Here is a 15,371-nt window from a genome sequence, read left to right on the forward strand (position 1 = left end):
GCCTGCCTAAACAAACCGGGACCTTGTTAAATCTGTCAACTTATTTCAGGACGATTCATAAGTTACTTAAAGATTCATAAGTTACTTAAAGCTTAGTGCTTTGCAAGGTAGTTAGATACACCTTCTTTTGTAGCGCTCATCGCTTCTTTGCCTTCAGACCAGTTAGCCGGGCAAACTTCGCCTTTCTGCTCGAAATACTGCAGGGCATCCACCATACGCAGCGCCTCGTCAATAGAACGGCCAAGCGGAAGGTCGTTTACAACCTGGTGACGAACAACACCTTCTTTGTCGATCAGGAACAGACCGCGGTAAGCAACCGGCTCACCTACAAAGATCGCTTCGCCTTCTTCGTTGTAGTCGTAGTGACCAGCCAGCACGTCGAAGTTCTGAGCGATTGTCTTAGAAGCGTCAGCTACAAGCGGGTACTCAACCCCCTCGATACCGCCTTGGTTGCGTGGTGTGTTCAACCATGCGAAGTGAGAAAAATGCGTGTCGGTAGAGCAACCAACTACGGCAACATTCTTACGATCGAACTCTTCCATTCTGTCCTGAAACGCGATGATCTCGGTAGGGCAAACGAAAGTGAAGTCCATTGGGTAAAAATAGAAGATCACGTGCTTCTTGCCGATGTACTGGTCAAGAGAGAAGTTTTCTTCGAATTCGCCATTCACTACTGCTGTAGCTTTGAAAGAAGGAGCTTTTTTACCTACTAATACTGCCATTTTGTTTTGTTTTTATTGGGTTTTGAAATAATCTATTTAGAAACTCTTGTAATGCTTATCTTTTTGTCGGGCTCTACCTTACAGCCAGTCAGCTGAATCGAAAAGCCCTTGATTTCGAAGTTCTCCACCTGGCGCTCACTGAAAAATTTGATCAGCAGCTGCTCCAACTCTATATCCTCAAAATCAACTATCTCCTTGGTCTTGCTGCAGTAGATGTGGCTGTGCGTCATCGTATTAGAATCGTAACGCTTGCTGCCGCCTTCTGAAACAACCCGCCGCAGCATACCTGTATCGGTAAAGGTATCGAGCGTTTTATAAACCGTCCCCAGCGAAATCGTCGGGTTAGCAGGTCTTAAGCGCTGGAAAACATCTTCTGCCGTTGGGTGCGAACCGTGCAACTCTGCCACCGCTTCGAGCACCACAATGCGCTGATGCGTCGCCTTCAGGCCACACTCAGTCAGGCTTTGTCGTATTTCGTCTCGGGTCAGGTGCTGCATACAGTAAATAAGAATGTTTCCTAACTAGGAATAGTTCCGCAAAGGTAAGGCTTCTTCTGAAGAATAAAAAGTGAAGCAATAAAAGTTGTTTGTGAATAGGGGAACTTTGGGTGGGAGAGAGTTGGAGTAGGTACTGAGACCTCACTCACATCTGTCATTTCGAGTGCTAGCGAGAAATCTGGAACTATCTAATGGGACAGGAAGAGCTGCCAGCTGAAAATCCCGAACACTTTCGGGAAGTCCGCCGGGTAGCTCTCATGCGCGCGGGACGCGAGCAAGGGCAAAAAGTAGCGACGTTACATTGTAACGTCGCTACAACACTGTTGTAACTATTATAATTTATCTACCCTTAAACTCCGGCTTGCGCTTTTCCACAAAGGCGTTCATGCCTTCGGTCTGGTCTTCGGAGGCGAAGCAGAGGTAGAAGTTCTTGCGCTCGAAGTGCAGGCCTTCGTCGAGGTTGGTTTCGAAAGAGCGGTTCACGGATTCTTTGGCCAGTTTGGCCGCCACCGGCGACATTTGGGCGACTTCACCAGCCAGTTTAAAAGCCTCTTCCAGGTATAGCTCCACTGGCACCACGCGGTTGATCAGGCCGTGCTTCTCAGCTTCAGCGGCAGACATAAATCGGCCTGTCAACACCATCTCCATGGCCTTGGCTTTACCGATGGCCTTGGTCAGACGCTGTGTGCCGCCCGCACCAGGCATCACCCCGATCTTGATCTCCGGCTGACCGAACTGCGCTGTCTCTGAAGCCACGATCATGTCGCAGGTCATGGCCAGTTCGCAACCACCGCCCAGCGCAAAACCGGAAACGGCCGCGATAATAGGTTTTTTGGTCTTGCGGATCTGGTCCCAGGTAGAGAACTGGTCGATGTTGAGCATATCAATCGCTGTTTTGCCCGCCATCTGCTTGATGTCGGCACCCGCGGCGAATGCCCGCTCATTGCCCGTGATGATGATGGCACGTACCTCGTCGTTGTCGTCGAGCTCTTTCAGGGCATCGCGCATTTCGCCCATCAACTGCAGGTTCAGGGCGTTGAGCTCTTTCGGACGGTTGAGTTGTATCAGGGCCACGTGCGGACGGGCCTGCGGGGTTACCAGTATAAATTCCATAGTTCAGTCGTGTTTGTTCCGGACTAAGTTACAGCTTTTGCAGGAATTGGGAAAAGGGCAGGAGGGAGGTCAGCGGCACACCACCTGAAACGTCGTTCTGGTCCGCTGTTCGAGCAGCAATTCTTTGTCTTTCGTGATTTCCTGGATACTCTCGTTGTCGTAGTTCTTGATCGTGAAAAGCTGCAGACGAGTGTTGTAGTGAATGGTGAACTGGTCTTTCAGCGTTTCGAGTAGTTTCTGAAGGCGCTCCTCATTGTAGTCAGTACAGATCGAAAACGAGATGGCCGAGTTTTGCATCAGGTTGATCTTGAGACGCAGTTCTGACAGGGCGTTGAAAATGGTGCCTAGGTTCTTTTCGCTGATGAAAGTAAAATCCTTGGCGCTGAACGACACAAGGCACTGGTTGTCTTTCACGATATAGGCCGGGCTGAGCTTCTCAAAGCGGCAGTCGCAGATCTTGGTGCCTCCGGCCGTCGGGTCCAGGAAGGATTTCACATAAAGCGGAATCGACTTGTTGGCCAGAGGTTTGATCGTCTTCGGGTGAATGACCGAAGCGCCGTAGTAAGCCATTTCCACCGTCTCCTGGTAGTCGAGCATGTCGTAGCGCACGGTATGGGCGAAGCGCTTCGGGTCGGCGTTTAGCAGGCCGGCCACATCCTTCCAGATGTAAAGGCCCTCGGCATCGAGGCAATAGGCGAAAATGGCCCCGCTGAAGTCAGAGCCCTCGCGGCCCAGGGTGGTGGTAAGGCCATTGTTGGTACCGCCCAGAAAGCCCTGCGTCACGATAAGCTGCTGTGTCAGGATAGCGGGCAGGTCTCGCTTGATCACCCGCTCGGTCCAGGCCCAGTCCACACGGGCTTCGCGCCAGGTAGTGTCCGTCTGAATGTATTTTCGGCTGTCGACCCAGGCGCTTGCTATACCTTGATCCTGCAAAAAATAATGCACGATAACAGAAGATACCAGCTCGCCGAAGCTCACGACCTGGTCGTAACCTCTGTCGTAGTTGGCAACTGGCTGGCTTTTACACCCTTGCAATACTTGCTGCAATTGGGTAAACAGATGTTCGAGTCGTTCGTATACAGGGTGTTCTCTGTTCGGGAAAAGCTCATGAACAATAGCTAAATGGTACTGACGGCTCTGATGCAGGGCGTCAGTGAAATCATGACCCGCAGCGGCCAGGTCGTATACCTGTTCCAGGGCATTGGTCGTTTTGCCCATGGCAGACACCACCAGTAGCAGTTCTTTTTCGCCGCCCTGTGCGGACACGATCTGAGCCAGATTTTGCAATGCACCGGCGTCTTTTACCGAGGCGCCGCCAAACTTAAATACTTTCATCAATTGGGACTAATACTGCGTAAATGTAAGTATCCTTCGGTTATGTTTCAAAATATCATATTTTTGTAGCTATATATTTAAATTTCACCATAATGAATGACAAACTAGCGCTTCCTGTCGGTACCACACTTGACAGGTTTATCATGAGAAAGCAGGAGGACTTCCCTTTTGCGACCGGAGAACTATCGCAGTTGCTGCGCGACATTGCCCTGGCAGCCAAGATCGTGAACCGCGAAATTAACCGTGCCGGCCTGATTGACGTTACCGGAGCCTACGGTCAGCAGAACGTGCAGGGAGAAGAACAACAGAAACTCGACGTGATCGCCAACATCCGCTTCATACGCGCCCTTCGTAACGGAGGCGAGGTGTGTGCCATCATCTCAGAGGAAGAAGACGAAATCATTCAGACAGGCAACCTCAAAGGCAAATATATCGTGGCCATCGACCCGCTGGACGGCTCTTCCAACATCGACGTGAACGTGTCGATCGGCACCATCTTCTCGATCTACCGCCGCGTTTCTGTAGCAGGTACAGAAGGCACCATGGAAGATTGCATGCAAAGAGGTACTGCCCAGATCGCAGCCGGCTACGTCGTGTACGGCTCTTCTACGATGCTGGTATACACTACGGGTCATGGCGTAAACGGCTTTACATATGAGCCATCGCTGGGCGAGTTTTTCCTTTCTCACCCGAACATGCGCACACCCGAAACCGGCACGATCTACTCCTGCAACGAAGGCGGCTATAACAGCTTCCCGGAGGGCATCAAGAATTACCTGAGCTACTGCAAAGAGAACGGCTACTCGGGTCGTTACATCGGCTCGCTGGTGTCTGACTTCCACCGCAACCTGATCAAGGGTGGGGTATACATATATCCGTCCACAGCGAAAGCACCTAACGGTAAGCTGCGCCTGTTGTACGAGTGCAACGCGCTGGCCTTTATCGCGGAGCAGGCAGGCGGCAAGGCCTCTACCGGCAAAAGCCGCATCATGGAAGTCGAGCCAACCGAACTGCACCAGCGCTCTCCGCTCATCATCGGATCTTCGGAGATGGTGAATAAGGTGGAGGAGTTTATAAAAGCAGAAGTGGAAAAAAAAGAAGCAGTTGTAGCAAACTAATTCTGGCTATACCGGAAGCGGATCTGCGCTTTGAGCAGCTCACGCTCCACAATTAAACGGGCTATGTTTTCGGCTACTTCTTCTTCGGAGGCCGCGAGCATGGCCTGTTTTAATTTGCGCTCCTCCACATCGATGCGGTACAGGATGTTGAGCAGCTGGTTCAGGTTATGGCGGAGCAGGTATAGCACCATGTTGGCCACCTCCCTTGTCAGGTCACTTTCCTGGGAAGGCAGCTGGCGCTCTGATTCGAAAACCCGCTGCAGCTGACGCGCGGCGCTCTCAAGTAGGGCAGGGGAGTAGGTCATGGTTGTAAGCGTAAGGTATAGCGATAAAAAAAAAGCCCTCCTGTCCGGAGGGCTTTTCTATAGGGCAGGTTCTTATTTCTTGGCCTTCTTTGCCTTTGATTCAGCCTTTTCTTCTTTGCCTTCCGCTGCTTTCTTTTCTGAGGCGGTTTCCGCCTTTTCTTCTGAGGCAGCTTCTTCGTCAGCTGTAAAGCCTACGTGCTTGTTCACGATGCTGTACCAGGTGGCTAGTTTGCGCATGTCAGACACATACACGCGGTCTTCGTCGTAGTCAGGCAGTACGTCCGACATAAAGCTCTTCAGTTCCTCGTCAGAGGGCTTCTCGCCGAAAGGCAGCTCACCGTTGTATTTCTGGTGGATGCGGTCCATTACATCGGCCAGCGGTACGGTTGCCTCCTCGTCGTTGGTATAGATCGATATCTCGTCCAGCAGCGACATACGGTGGCGTGCCTGGGCCACCATGCGGGTAGGCGTGTCAGAAAGGCTCTCCACAATTACGCCGTTGCGTGTAGGCTTTACGATGCGGTAAAGTCCGCTCATGCCGGCAATGGCTGAAACTTGTCTTAAATCAATAGGCATAATCAGGTATAAAAACTTTGGTTATAGTTTAAACATTATGGGCACGCTGGCCACCATGCCGAAGCCAGGGCCGGGTGCTTTGAATTTTAGCATTTTGGCAATGCGCATCGCCTCCTCACCGGTGCCTGCACCTGCGTTTTTCAGCACTTTGAAGCCCGAAGTAGAGCCGTCTTCATTCAGTGTGAAGCTGATAATGCACTCGCCCTGCACACGGTTTTTGCGGGCCAGGGCCGGGTACTTGATCTGCTTGTCGATAAACTGGTACATGGCCTCCTGGCCACCTTTGTAGTACTCCGCTACCGCAATAGACTTCGACGGTATCCATACCTCTTTCTCCTTGGCCGTATCAGCTGACTGAGCAGTGGCGGCAAAGGTCACAAAGGCAAATAAAAGAAACAAAATTGAGATTTTACTTTTCATAAGGGTAAACAATTTAAGTTTAAGTTGGTGCACACCCGGTATACCTTCTTCCTAAACCGCAAACCCTGTGCCGGTTACGACTGCACTTGTGCGTTTACCTCCTCTATAAATTGAAGGATTTCGTCACGACCAGTCCTGTTTTCTGCAGAGGTCTTGAACATGCGGGGAAGCTCATCCCAGGTTTCCTGCATCTTACGGGCGTAGGCGGCTATGGTTGAGTCAGTCTTGGTGGCCGACTGCTTGTCAGCTTTGGTGAACACGATCACAAAAGGAACGCCGAGCTCGCCCAGATGTTGCATAAAGTCGAGATCGACCTGCATAGGCTCGTGGCGTGAATCTATCAAGACGAACACGCAGGTCAGGTTTTCACGTTTCTGCATATAGTAGTTGATCATCTTGCGCCACTGCTCCCGCGACTCTTTGCTCACTTTGGCATAACCATAGCCCGGCAAGTCGACAAGGTACCACTGGTCGTTGATCAGGAAATGGTTGATAAGTTGGGTTTTACCCGGTGACTGGGATGTTTTTGCCAGTCCTTTTTGCCCGGTCAGCATATTGATCAGCGAGGATTTGCCTACATTGGAGCGGCCGATGAAAGCGTACTCCGGTTTGTTGGGTTCGGGGCATAAATCGACCCGGGTATTACTTATTAAGAATTTTGCTTCTTTTATAACCATGCTGTTGCTAGCTTAAGCCACCGGGCCGGTAGTTGGCCTGTTGATGTGGCAGTTTTAATTGTCGGCACGCACTTGCCGGTGATGGAGGGCGCGTGCCGGATTTGTCAAAATTACTATTATTTTAGTTAACATGTATTGCCAAGGCCGCAAGCCGTACCAGACAGGTATATCGGAGGCAGATCAGTAGAAGCCGAAATAACGTTTTATTAAATAATCCAGAAACGTATATAGTTTATATGTATATTTTAATATATTTGCTCTCTGATCTAGGGTTGGGTTACTGCGGTAGTATATAAAAATAGATATTAGTGAATCTATTATAGCGTTAGTAGCGTAAGGGGGATGTTGTTGGATGTGGGGAAGGAATGAGATAAAAGCAGCAGGATAAAGGTAGTAAGCCGCCAGCATGCCGGATCAAACAGGTAGGCAGGCCTTTGTCGCGTTCTTCAGGAAGAGATTAACACATATTTCCATACAAACAATAAGTATAAAAAACCCTTTACAGCATGAATAATTTAGCCAAATTATTTTCACGGCTTTCCTTAGCACTGGCGGTTACCTGTGTGAGTGCCTACACGGTAGATGCGCAGAGTAACAGAAAGCTGGTACGGACTGGAAACAAATTTTTTGACCGTGAAAACTACCGCGCTGCCTTGCCTTATTACGAGCAAGTGCTGGCCAACGACCCAAACAACGCTGAAGCCCTTTACTTTGCGGGTATCAGCTACATGACTTTCGATAAGGAGAAAGCGGCAGAGTACATCAACAAAGCACAGTCTGTAAAGCCTAACGTAGATCGTGACATTGAATACTGGCTGGGCCGTATCAATCACATCAACTACCGTTTCGACGATGCCATCAAGCACTACCAGGCTTACATGCCCAACATCCGCAAGCGTGATGACTGGCGCCGCGAAGAGGTAGCCATGCTAATTCAGCACAGCCGCAACGCCCAGAAGGAAGTGGCCAACCCGAAGGACATCTTCGTGAAAAACCTGGGTGGCGTAGTGAATACGGAGTACTCCGAGCACAGCCCGGTGATCTCTTCTGACGACAACTACCTGCTGTTCACCTCGCGCAGCGCCGGTAACAACCAGAACAGTGCCAAAGCCTCTGACGGTGAGTATTTCGAAGATATCTACGAAACACGCCGCATCCAGGGCGACGAGTGGGAGCAGCCGCGCTCCATCGCCGGTAACCTGAAAAGCTCAGGCCACGACGCTTCTATCCAGTTGTTTGACAACGACACCAAAATGCTGTTGTACCGCTCTGTAAACAACGGTGACATCATGTACGCTGAGCGTCAGGCTGACGGTTCGTGGGGTGATGCCAAGAGCATCGGTTCCAACATCAACACAGCCGACTTCGAGTCTGATGCCTTTATCACACCGGACAACCAGCGCCTCTACTTCTCAACCAGCCACTACTCTGAAGATGGTGACCTGGATATTTACGTATCACAGCGCCAGAAGAACGGTGAGTGGGGCAAGCCTCGCAACGTAGGTGCCGCCATCAACACCAAGTTTGATGACGACAGCCCGTATATGGCTGCTGACGGCTCGCTGTTCTTCGCTTCGCGCGGACACAACACCATGGGTGGTTATGACATCTTTGTGGCCAAATACGACTCAGTGGCCAAGCGTTTTGCCCGTCCTGAGAACCTGGGTTACCCGGTTAACACGCCAGACGACGATACCTACTACCGCCTGAGCCCGGACGGAAGCTACGCTTACCTGTCTTCTTACCGCATCGGTGGCTACGGCGAAAAGGACATTTACACCATCAACTACATCCGTGCCGCTCGCGTGACTGGCCGTGTGTATGCGACAAACGACAGCCTGGCTATACCTGGTCTGGAGCTTGTGTTCAACGGTCAGCAGGCTGACAAGCGTCCAATCTCTTACCGCGACGTGACAAAGCAGGAAGATGGTCTGTATGACCTGCGTATCCTTTCTGGCCGTACGTACCAGGTGGAGATCACAAAAGACGGCCAGGTGCTGACGACGGAGTCTTTCGAAATGCCAATGGTGCTGAACGACACGGCTACTATTGAGCAGAACTTCTACATCGACTTTGGTGATGATCCGACTCGTGTATCCACTGCACCAGCGTTGGCGGACAGAGGTACATCAGATAAGACTGCGACTATGGAGTTCAAAAACATCTACTACGATACTGACAAGTATGAACTTCGTGCCGAGTCAATTCGTGAGCTGGATGCTGTTGCCGCTTACATGAAAGCCAACCCGAACGTGAACGTAAGCATCGAAGGCCACACCGACTCACGCGCCAGCGAACAGTACAACATGACACTTGGTGAGAACCGTGCTAACGCTGCCTACGACTACCTGGTGCAGCAGGGCATCTCTGCCCGCAGACTTGTAACAGTAAGCTACGGCGAGCGTCGTCCGGTTGCTACTAACAATTCTGCAGCCAACATGCAGCTGAACAGAAGAACAGAGTTCAAGATCATTCAGCGTCAGGACACACAGCAGGAAGTGCCTGTAAACTAAGTTGCCTGATCACATTGTATAAATAAAAACAGGCTGGGCATTCGCTCAGCCTGTTTTTTTATAATAATGGAACACAAACTGTGCATAATAGTTACAGTTAGAGTATTTTTGTTCTTTTATTACATAAGCATAACCCATGGCGGTAGTACCCTACAAAGACCAGAATAACGACAAGAAATCGCAGGTTGCTCAGATGTTCGACAACATTGCGGGCAAATACGATTTTCTGAACCATTTCCTAAGTGCCGGCATCGACATCATCTGGCGCAAAAAGGCAGTGAGCCTGCTCAAGGCCGAAAAACCGAAGCAAATGCTGGACATTGCCACCGGTACAGCCGACTTTGCGATCGAGGCGCTGAGCCTTAACCCAGATAAAATCACAGGCGTTGACATTTCGGAAGGTATGCTGGCCGTGGGGCGTGAAAAGCTGAAGCGAAAAGGACTGGACCACAGGATCGAGCTGAAGTACGGTGACTCCGAGAACCTGCCTTTTGAGGACAACAGCTTCGACGCGATTACGGTGGCCTTTGGGGTGCGCAACTTCGAAAACCTGAGGCAGGGCCTGTCGGAGATGCGACGCGTGCTCAAGCCGGGCGGCACTGCTGTAGTGCTGGAGTTCTCCAAGCCGCAAAGCTTCCCGATGAAGCAGCTGTATCAATTTTATTTTAAGAACATACTACCGGTGGTAGGTAAATTCGTTTCTAAGGACCATGCCGCCTATACCTACCTGCCCGAGTCGGTGCAGGCTTTCCCGGACGGCAAGGAATTCCTGAACATCTTTGAAGAAGTTGGCTTTAAACAAACAAAATGGCATTCACTCACATTTGGAATCAGCTCCATCTACACCGGCAAAAAATAAGCTTTACGGTATTTTTCCTGACTTTCCTGGCTAGCGCTACGCAGCTACATGCCCAGACGCAGAAAGTAAGAGGCGAGAATAAGCCTGGCTACGATGAAAAGCGCATTCACTATGGCTTCTACCTGGGCATGTCTTACTCGAAGTACTACATTGAGCACTCACAGGCTTATGCCGATCAGGCAGCCGGTGGCACGCAGGTAAACACTATGAACAGCCTGGGCTTTTATCCCGGCCTGGTGCTGAATGTGCGCCTGCTCGAATACCTGGATGCCCGCTTTGTGCCCGGTGTGGGCTTCTATGGCCGCAGCATCGATTTTGAAAGTGGAAGTGTGCCGGAAGGGGAAGGCGGAAGCTTTGATAATACGACCTTTGCCTCGCCGGTGATCGAACTGCCGGTGCTGCTCAAGTATAGAGCGAAGCGCCGTGGCAACTTCAGGATGTACATGGTAGGTGGTGTTAAGGCCAGTCGGGTGCTGGGCAATACCAAGCATACGCAGAACCGCGACCTGCTCCGCATAAACCGCAATGATCTGTCAATAGAGTATGGCGTGGGTCTGGACGTTTTCTACCCGTACTTTAAGTTCGCGCCGGAACTGCGCTTCTCCCACGGACTTATGAACCAGAAAAGTAACTCTGGAGGGGAATACAATTATCTGATCGATAAAATGACTACCCGGAACGTTTCTTTAATCTTCCATTTCGAATAATATGGCACGCATTGCACTTGTCACAGGAGCTACATCAGGTATAGGCCGCGCTACGGCTCTGGCATTGGCCAGGCTGGGTTTTCATATTATAGCCACCGGTCGCCGTACCGACCGCTTACAAGAGCTACAGCAGGAGATAACGGAGGTTCCCGTGCTGACCCTGCAATTCGATGTGCGTGACCGTGCGACTGTGAACGAGGCTATCGGCAGCCTGCCCGATGATTGGAAGAACGTAGAAGTACTGGTGAACAACGCAGGCAATGCGCACGGCCTGGCTCCGGTGCAGCACGGTGACCTGGACGACTGGGATGCCATGCTCGATATCAATGTGAAGGGCCTGCTCTACGTGACGCATGCGGTGCTCCCGCTTATGATTGCCCGCAAGCAGGGCCACATCATCAACATCGGTTCCATTGCCGGGAAAGAGGTGTACGCCAATGGCAACGTGTACTGCGCTTCTAAGTTTGCAGTGGATGCCATCTCCAAAGGCATGCGCATCGACCTGGTGCAGGAAGGTATAAAAGTATCGGAAGTGAACCCTGGCCTGGTGGAGACGGAGTTCTCGGAGGTTCGCTTTAAGGGCGATAAGGAACGGGCCGCCGGTGTATACCAGGGCTACGAGCCGCTGCGTGCTGAAGATATAGCCGATCTGATCACCTTTATGGTCACACGCCCTGCCCACGTCAACATTGCTGAAGTGTTGATCTTACCGACCGCGCAGGCCTCGGCCACCGTGCTGAATAAACAGCTGTAGCCAACTCACGCTGACAACCCACCCTTAAGCTGGCCGTACTTAAAGGGGAATGTCCGTAATAATTGCGGACTAGACGTGATCTATAAAATCAAAGATATGGCTACGAACAAGCATAATTCAGACGAGAATAAGAACAGGCAAAAACCCGAAAAAGGCGCAAATTCACAGCCGATGCCTAAGAACCATTCGAACGAAGCAAACCACAAGGGTGCTACCGACTTAGGCACAGATGGCACAAAAGCCACTGCCAGCCAACAGCAGGGACAGGGCGCCTGGAGAGCAAAAGACTCGAACGACCAGGGAAAAAAGAAGTAGTCTGTTAAATAAATAGAGAGAGGGAGCCGGCTTTAATAGCCGGCTCCCTCTTTTTTGTGCTATGTCGTTCCCTAATCCAGGTAATAGCGCAGCAGCCAGCCTTCGGCATCAAACTGGTTGGCCTGTGGATTTTGATTGGTCTTTTGGCGGGTGCCCTGGCTCAGGTCATAGGAGTTGCGGTATTCAGTGTCTTCTATCCAGATGCGCCGGGCCATAGACTTTGGTCCTTTCACGGTATAACTGTCCTCGCCGGCACCACCCCATACCCTCACTTTGATCTTTGGCCGGATTTCCCCCTTCACTATAAACTCATCGTCTCCGTTGAGACCGTAGAGGTGGATCTCTTTTGTGTCCGAGGCCTGAAAAACCCGGTCAAATAGCTGTCGTCGCTCTTCCCCCTTTTTATTGATCTTATATACCTGCACCCGCACCTCGTTGGCAGACAGTACCTCCACCTCAAACCTCTCGTGCTTGTCAGTCCCGACGACGATCGCCTCCCGCATTAAGCTCTTGTAGTACTTTCGGATGGAATCGCCCAGTTTGTCGCGGCGAGACTTCAGCTGTGTCATAATAGGGGAAGCCGTAAGCTGGTAGATATTATCGGGCATTTGCCGGAACGACTGCTCAATCACCTTATCCGTAAGCGCGCTGCTGACGCTGTCTGCCACTTCCATCCAGTCCTGGTAAGTGAGGCTGGCGAGAATGGTTTCGTCCAGGTTACGGCCGCTTCTGTTCAGGTCATCCAGGTTTGATAAGTTATCACTATACGTCCGGAAGTGTTTTTTCAGGCCCGTGCGCATGAAGAGCCAGGGAATGATCGCATCATTTAATTTGTAGAATACATTGTCACGGTCGCGGGGCACGGCCTGGTATACCTTCACGCCCTCGTGCTTATACTGTGCCCAGCGCCAGTTGTCTTCGTGCCGGCTCCAGTCACCAATCAGCATGTCGAAGAGGCGGGCCCGCAGGTAGTAACGGGCATCCACGTGGCTGTCGTTGTCGAAGAAGCGGTCTTTGAGCATCGCCCGGGTGCTTTTGATGTTCTCCGAGTTCCCCATCCCCGGCTCGTCGGACAGATCATCGTTCGGTCTGATCTCCATCAGCGCGACCATGCCGCCGAAGTCTTCCAGATACTCGCCCAGGCGTGGATCATGGGGTATGTATACCAGTTCGGGCTTGGTGTGGTGTATACCGATGGCATCGGCCATGGGAGGCAGTACCAGGGCTGCGTAGGGGTGCGTGGCGGAAGTGGCATCGCGGATGATGTTGGCGGCATAGCTTTGTTGCCACTTCTCAGGAAGTGCCGTGGCAGGGTCCTTATCAATCGAGCGCAGCACGTACTCTTTACCGTCAGCGGTCTCCAGGCGCAGGTTCCTGGTTTGCCGGCTGCCGCCTTGTTGGGTAGGCGTCAGACCGCCTTTCTCGGTACCGAGGTCCAGTACCCTGAATTCGACTGGCGTAGTCCAGGCGGGGCGGTAGTGCTTGCTATAGAAGAACGTGTGCAGCCCGCCGCGACCGTAGTGCGCGCCAACAGCCACCGTGACGGTGCTGTCGGTGTAGGCAGGTATAGCAGTGGCAGGCTGGGCAGGAGGGGGCACCTGCTGCAGGCTGTGCGTGTACTTGTTGCCGATGCAGCCTGCCGAAAACAGGCCCAGCAAACAGAAAAGGGTATTTAATAAGGTGATAGCGTTTAGGGTGCATGGTACGGGGTGTCGGTTGGTGCTTTGTGGTGGGGGTTGCTTAGTGGCCCTCCCTGTCAAAGGCGTGTACTCTTACGTCGCTGGTGGTCTTATCGACGGTTTCGGGCCCAAATTCAATTTCGGTGCCCCGCTTCGTGTCATACACAATGGTTTTGCGTCGCGAGCCTTTCACATTCGATTTGTCTTTGATCTCGTCTTCACCGCGGCCGCCCACAATCACGACGCGTATACCTTTGTTGACATCACCCTTCACTTCGAATTCGTCGTCCTCGGCCAGCCCGTGCAGGGTGATCTGTTTGGTCTCGCTGCGTTTGAACACCCGGTGGTATACCTGCTTGTCGTCAGATAACCGGATCACCTTGACAGCTGTCTCTTCGTCGTTCAGGCGCTCCACCTCAAACCGCTCTTCCTGGTCAGTCCCGATCACCAGTGGGGTCTTGGCCAGGTGCAGGTAAAATTCCTGTGCGGCCTGTGGCAGCAGGTCCCGGCGGCTTTTCAGATTGCGTATAGTTTGCTCACCCAAGCGGTCGTATACCTTGGGCGGAAACTGGCGGACAGCCCGTTCAATGACCCCGTCTGTCAGGGATGCCTGCAGTTCGGTGGCAAGCTGCTGGTAGTCCTCTGCCGTCAGTTCGGTCAGGGCGCGCTGGTCAATAAAGCTGGCATTCATCATCAGGGCATACACATCCCTGTATTCAGGGCCGAAGGTCTCAAACTTCCGGATGGCCCACTTGCGGCTGAAGAGCCAGGGAATGATGCCATCGTCAAACTTAAACATGGCGTTGTCGCGGTCTTTGGGGATGGCGCGGTAGCGTTTGTTGTCGCCATCGTCGTACACCGCCCATTCCCACTGGCCTTCGTGCCGGTCCCAGTCGTTGATGAACAGGTCGAAGAGACGGGCACGGGCAAACTCGCGCTGGTCGATAAAGTGGTCATCTTCGCCAAACCGTTTCTTGAGCATCTTTTTGGAGCTGGCAATATCCACGGCATTGCCGAGCATGGGCGTGAGGGTGCGGTCGTCGTTGTATTTCTCCTCGATCATGAACACACGGTCCTGGAACCTGTCGCTGTGCTCTCTGAAGGTAGTGTCTGATGGAAGCACGTACACCAACTCTGGTTTTGAGTGCGGTATGCCTGCTGCCTCCGCCATGGGGGGCAGCACGAAGGCGGCATAGGGGTTGATGGCCGAGGTTTGGTCGCGGAGCACATTTGCCACAAAGGTTTTGCCCCAGAACTTAGGCAGGATGCCGGCCGGGTCCTTGTCCAAAGAGCGTAGCGCGTAGGTAAAGCCCTTGTCATCAATCAGGGTGAGGCTGGTGGTCTGCATACCTCCCCCTAACTTCTCGATAGACAGGCCGCCTTTGGCCTTTTTCATGTCGAAGACGCTGACTTTGACAGGCGTGGCCCATACCTCGCGGTAGTGCTTGCCCCAGAAGAGATTGTGGAATCCGGTACGCTTGTAATGCTTGCCGGCCATTACGGTCACACTGTCTACATCGGCGGGAGAGGCGGTTTTGAGTTGTTGATAGCGCGCCTGGTCAACGACAGGTGTTTTGGCAAAATAATTCCTCCGGGCGCAGCCTGAGGAAAAAAGGAGGATGCACGCGAGGGAGACAACGTGCAGGTGGTAGCTTTTCATGCAAGGTATGTTATCAAATTTATTTGCCTATCTAACGTAAATCAGCGCTAATGTTTACAGAAGGGCTGTCGAATGGGATTTATTTTCGCTCTAAGGCGCATTGCGCCGCACAAAGCGAAGG

Annotated in this window: 16 protein-coding genes; 6 read left to right on the forward strand and 10 right to left on the reverse strand. The window is 52.0% G+C overall.

The features are described 5' to 3' along the window. Positions 1-92: 92 nt before the first annotated feature. The 4 genes from IEV97_RS17550 to IEV97_RS17565 all read right to left on the reverse strand — a co-directional run bounded on the left by IEV97_RS17550 (position 93) and on the right by IEV97_RS17565 (position 3,667). Positions 93-722, reverse strand: coding sequence for a peroxiredoxin (locus tag IEV97_RS17550; protein WP_188502803.1), 630 nt, complete (start codon positions 720-722; stop codon positions 93-95). 32 nt (positions 723-754) lie between these two features. Beyond that, on the reverse strand, positions 755-1,219 hold the full coding sequence (locus IEV97_RS17555; protein ID WP_188502804.1) for a Fur family transcriptional regulator: 465 nt from the start codon (positions 1,217-1,219) through the stop codon (positions 755-757). 339 nt (positions 1,220-1,558) lie between these two features. After that, positions 1,559-2,332 (reverse strand): enoyl-CoA hydratase-related protein, encoded by a 774-nt coding sequence (locus IEV97_RS17560; RefSeq protein WP_188502805.1) that lies wholly within the window; start codon positions 2,330-2,332, stop codon positions 1,559-1,561. A 69-nt stretch (positions 2,333-2,401) separates the two neighbouring features. Beyond that, the gene (locus IEV97_RS17565) at positions 2,402-3,667 is read right to left on the reverse strand and encodes an aspartate kinase (RefSeq protein ID WP_188502806.1); all 1,266 of its coding nucleotides are present in this window, start codon (positions 3,665-3,667) and stop codon (positions 2,402-2,404) included. A 92-nt stretch (positions 3,668-3,759) separates the two neighbouring features. Here IEV97_RS17565 and fbp point away from each other — a divergent pair, with 92 nt between their 5' ends. Next, complete coding sequence (gene fbp / locus IEV97_RS17570; RefSeq protein WP_188502807.1) at positions 3,760-4,785, forward strand: class 1 fructose-bisphosphatase; 1,026 nt, start codon at positions 3,760-3,762, stop codon at positions 4,783-4,785. On the opposite strand, the gene IEV97_RS17575 is transcribed toward fbp, so the two are convergent. From IEV97_RS17575 to yihA, 4 genes are all read right to left on the reverse strand, one after another. Then, positions 4,782-5,090, reverse strand: a complete 309-nt coding sequence (locus tag IEV97_RS17575) for a hypothetical protein (protein WP_188502808.1) — start codon at positions 5,088-5,090, stop codon at positions 4,782-4,784. The two genes, fbp and IEV97_RS17575, sit on opposite strands and share 4 nt — an antisense overlap. Positions 5,091-5,162: 72 nt before the next feature. Next, positions 5,163-5,666: a DUF5606 family protein gene (locus IEV97_RS17580; protein ID WP_188502809.1), complete on the reverse strand. Its 504-nt coding sequence runs from the start codon at positions 5,664-5,666 to the stop codon at positions 5,163-5,165. 21 nt (positions 5,667-5,687) lie between these two features. Further along, positions 5,688-6,086, reverse strand: coding sequence for an energy transducer TonB (locus IEV97_RS17585; protein WP_188502810.1), 399 nt, complete (start codon positions 6,084-6,086; stop codon positions 5,688-5,690). Positions 6,087-6,160: 74 nt separating this feature from the next. Beyond that, a complete protein-coding gene (gene yihA / locus IEV97_RS17590) occupies positions 6,161-6,763 on the reverse strand; it encodes a ribosome biogenesis GTP-binding protein YihA/YsxC (protein WP_188502811.1) in 603 nt (200 codons plus the stop codon). Positions 6,764-7,269: 506 nt separating this feature from the next. On the opposite strand from yihA, the gene IEV97_RS17595 reads away from it, so the two are divergent. From IEV97_RS17595 to IEV97_RS17615, 5 genes are all read left to right on the forward strand, one after another. Continuing rightward, positions 7,270-9,276, forward strand: coding sequence for an OmpA family protein (locus tag IEV97_RS17595; RefSeq protein WP_188502812.1), 2,007 nt, complete (start codon positions 7,270-7,272; stop codon positions 9,274-9,276). 136 nt (positions 9,277-9,412) lie between these two features. Continuing rightward, positions 9,413-10,135, forward strand: coding sequence for a bifunctional demethylmenaquinone methyltransferase/2-methoxy-6-polyprenyl-1,4-benzoquinol methylase UbiE (ubiE, locus tag IEV97_RS17600; RefSeq protein ID WP_188502813.1), 723 nt, complete (start codon positions 9,413-9,415; stop codon positions 10,133-10,135). Continuing rightward, positions 10,084-10,842, forward strand: a complete 759-nt coding sequence (porT, locus tag IEV97_RS17605; RefSeq protein ID WP_188502814.1) for a type IX secretion/gliding motility protein PorT/SprT — start codon at positions 10,084-10,086, stop codon at positions 10,840-10,842. Before ubiE ends, porT begins: the two co-directional genes overlap by 52 nt. Before the next feature lies 1 nt (position 10,843). Further along, complete coding sequence (locus IEV97_RS17610; RefSeq protein WP_188502815.1) at positions 10,844-11,596, forward strand: SDR family NAD(P)-dependent oxidoreductase; 753 nt, start codon at positions 10,844-10,846, stop codon at positions 11,594-11,596. Positions 11,597-11,692: 96 nt separating this feature from the next. After that, positions 11,693-11,911 (forward strand): hypothetical protein, encoded by a 219-nt coding sequence (locus IEV97_RS17615; protein ID WP_188502816.1) that lies wholly within the window; start codon positions 11,693-11,695, stop codon positions 11,909-11,911. A 71-nt stretch (positions 11,912-11,982) separates the two neighbouring features. Here IEV97_RS17615 and IEV97_RS17620 read toward each other — a convergent pair whose 3' ends face one another. Both IEV97_RS17620 and IEV97_RS17625 read right to left on the reverse strand, forming a co-directional pair. Next, entirely contained in the window at positions 11,983-13,569 is a 1,587-nt protein-coding gene (locus IEV97_RS17620) for a hypothetical protein (protein ID WP_188502817.1), read from the reverse strand. 82 nt (positions 13,570-13,651) lie between these two features. Beyond that, positions 13,652-15,250, reverse strand: a complete 1,599-nt coding sequence (locus IEV97_RS17625) for a hypothetical protein (RefSeq protein ID WP_188502818.1) — start codon at positions 15,248-15,250, stop codon at positions 13,652-13,654. Positions 15,251-15,371 lie beyond the last annotated feature (121 nt).

Source organism: Pontibacter amylolyticus (genome assembly GCF_014638845.1).
Lineage (GTDB): Bacteria > Bacteroidota > Bacteroidia > Cytophagales > Hymenobacteraceae > Pontibacter > Pontibacter amylolyticus.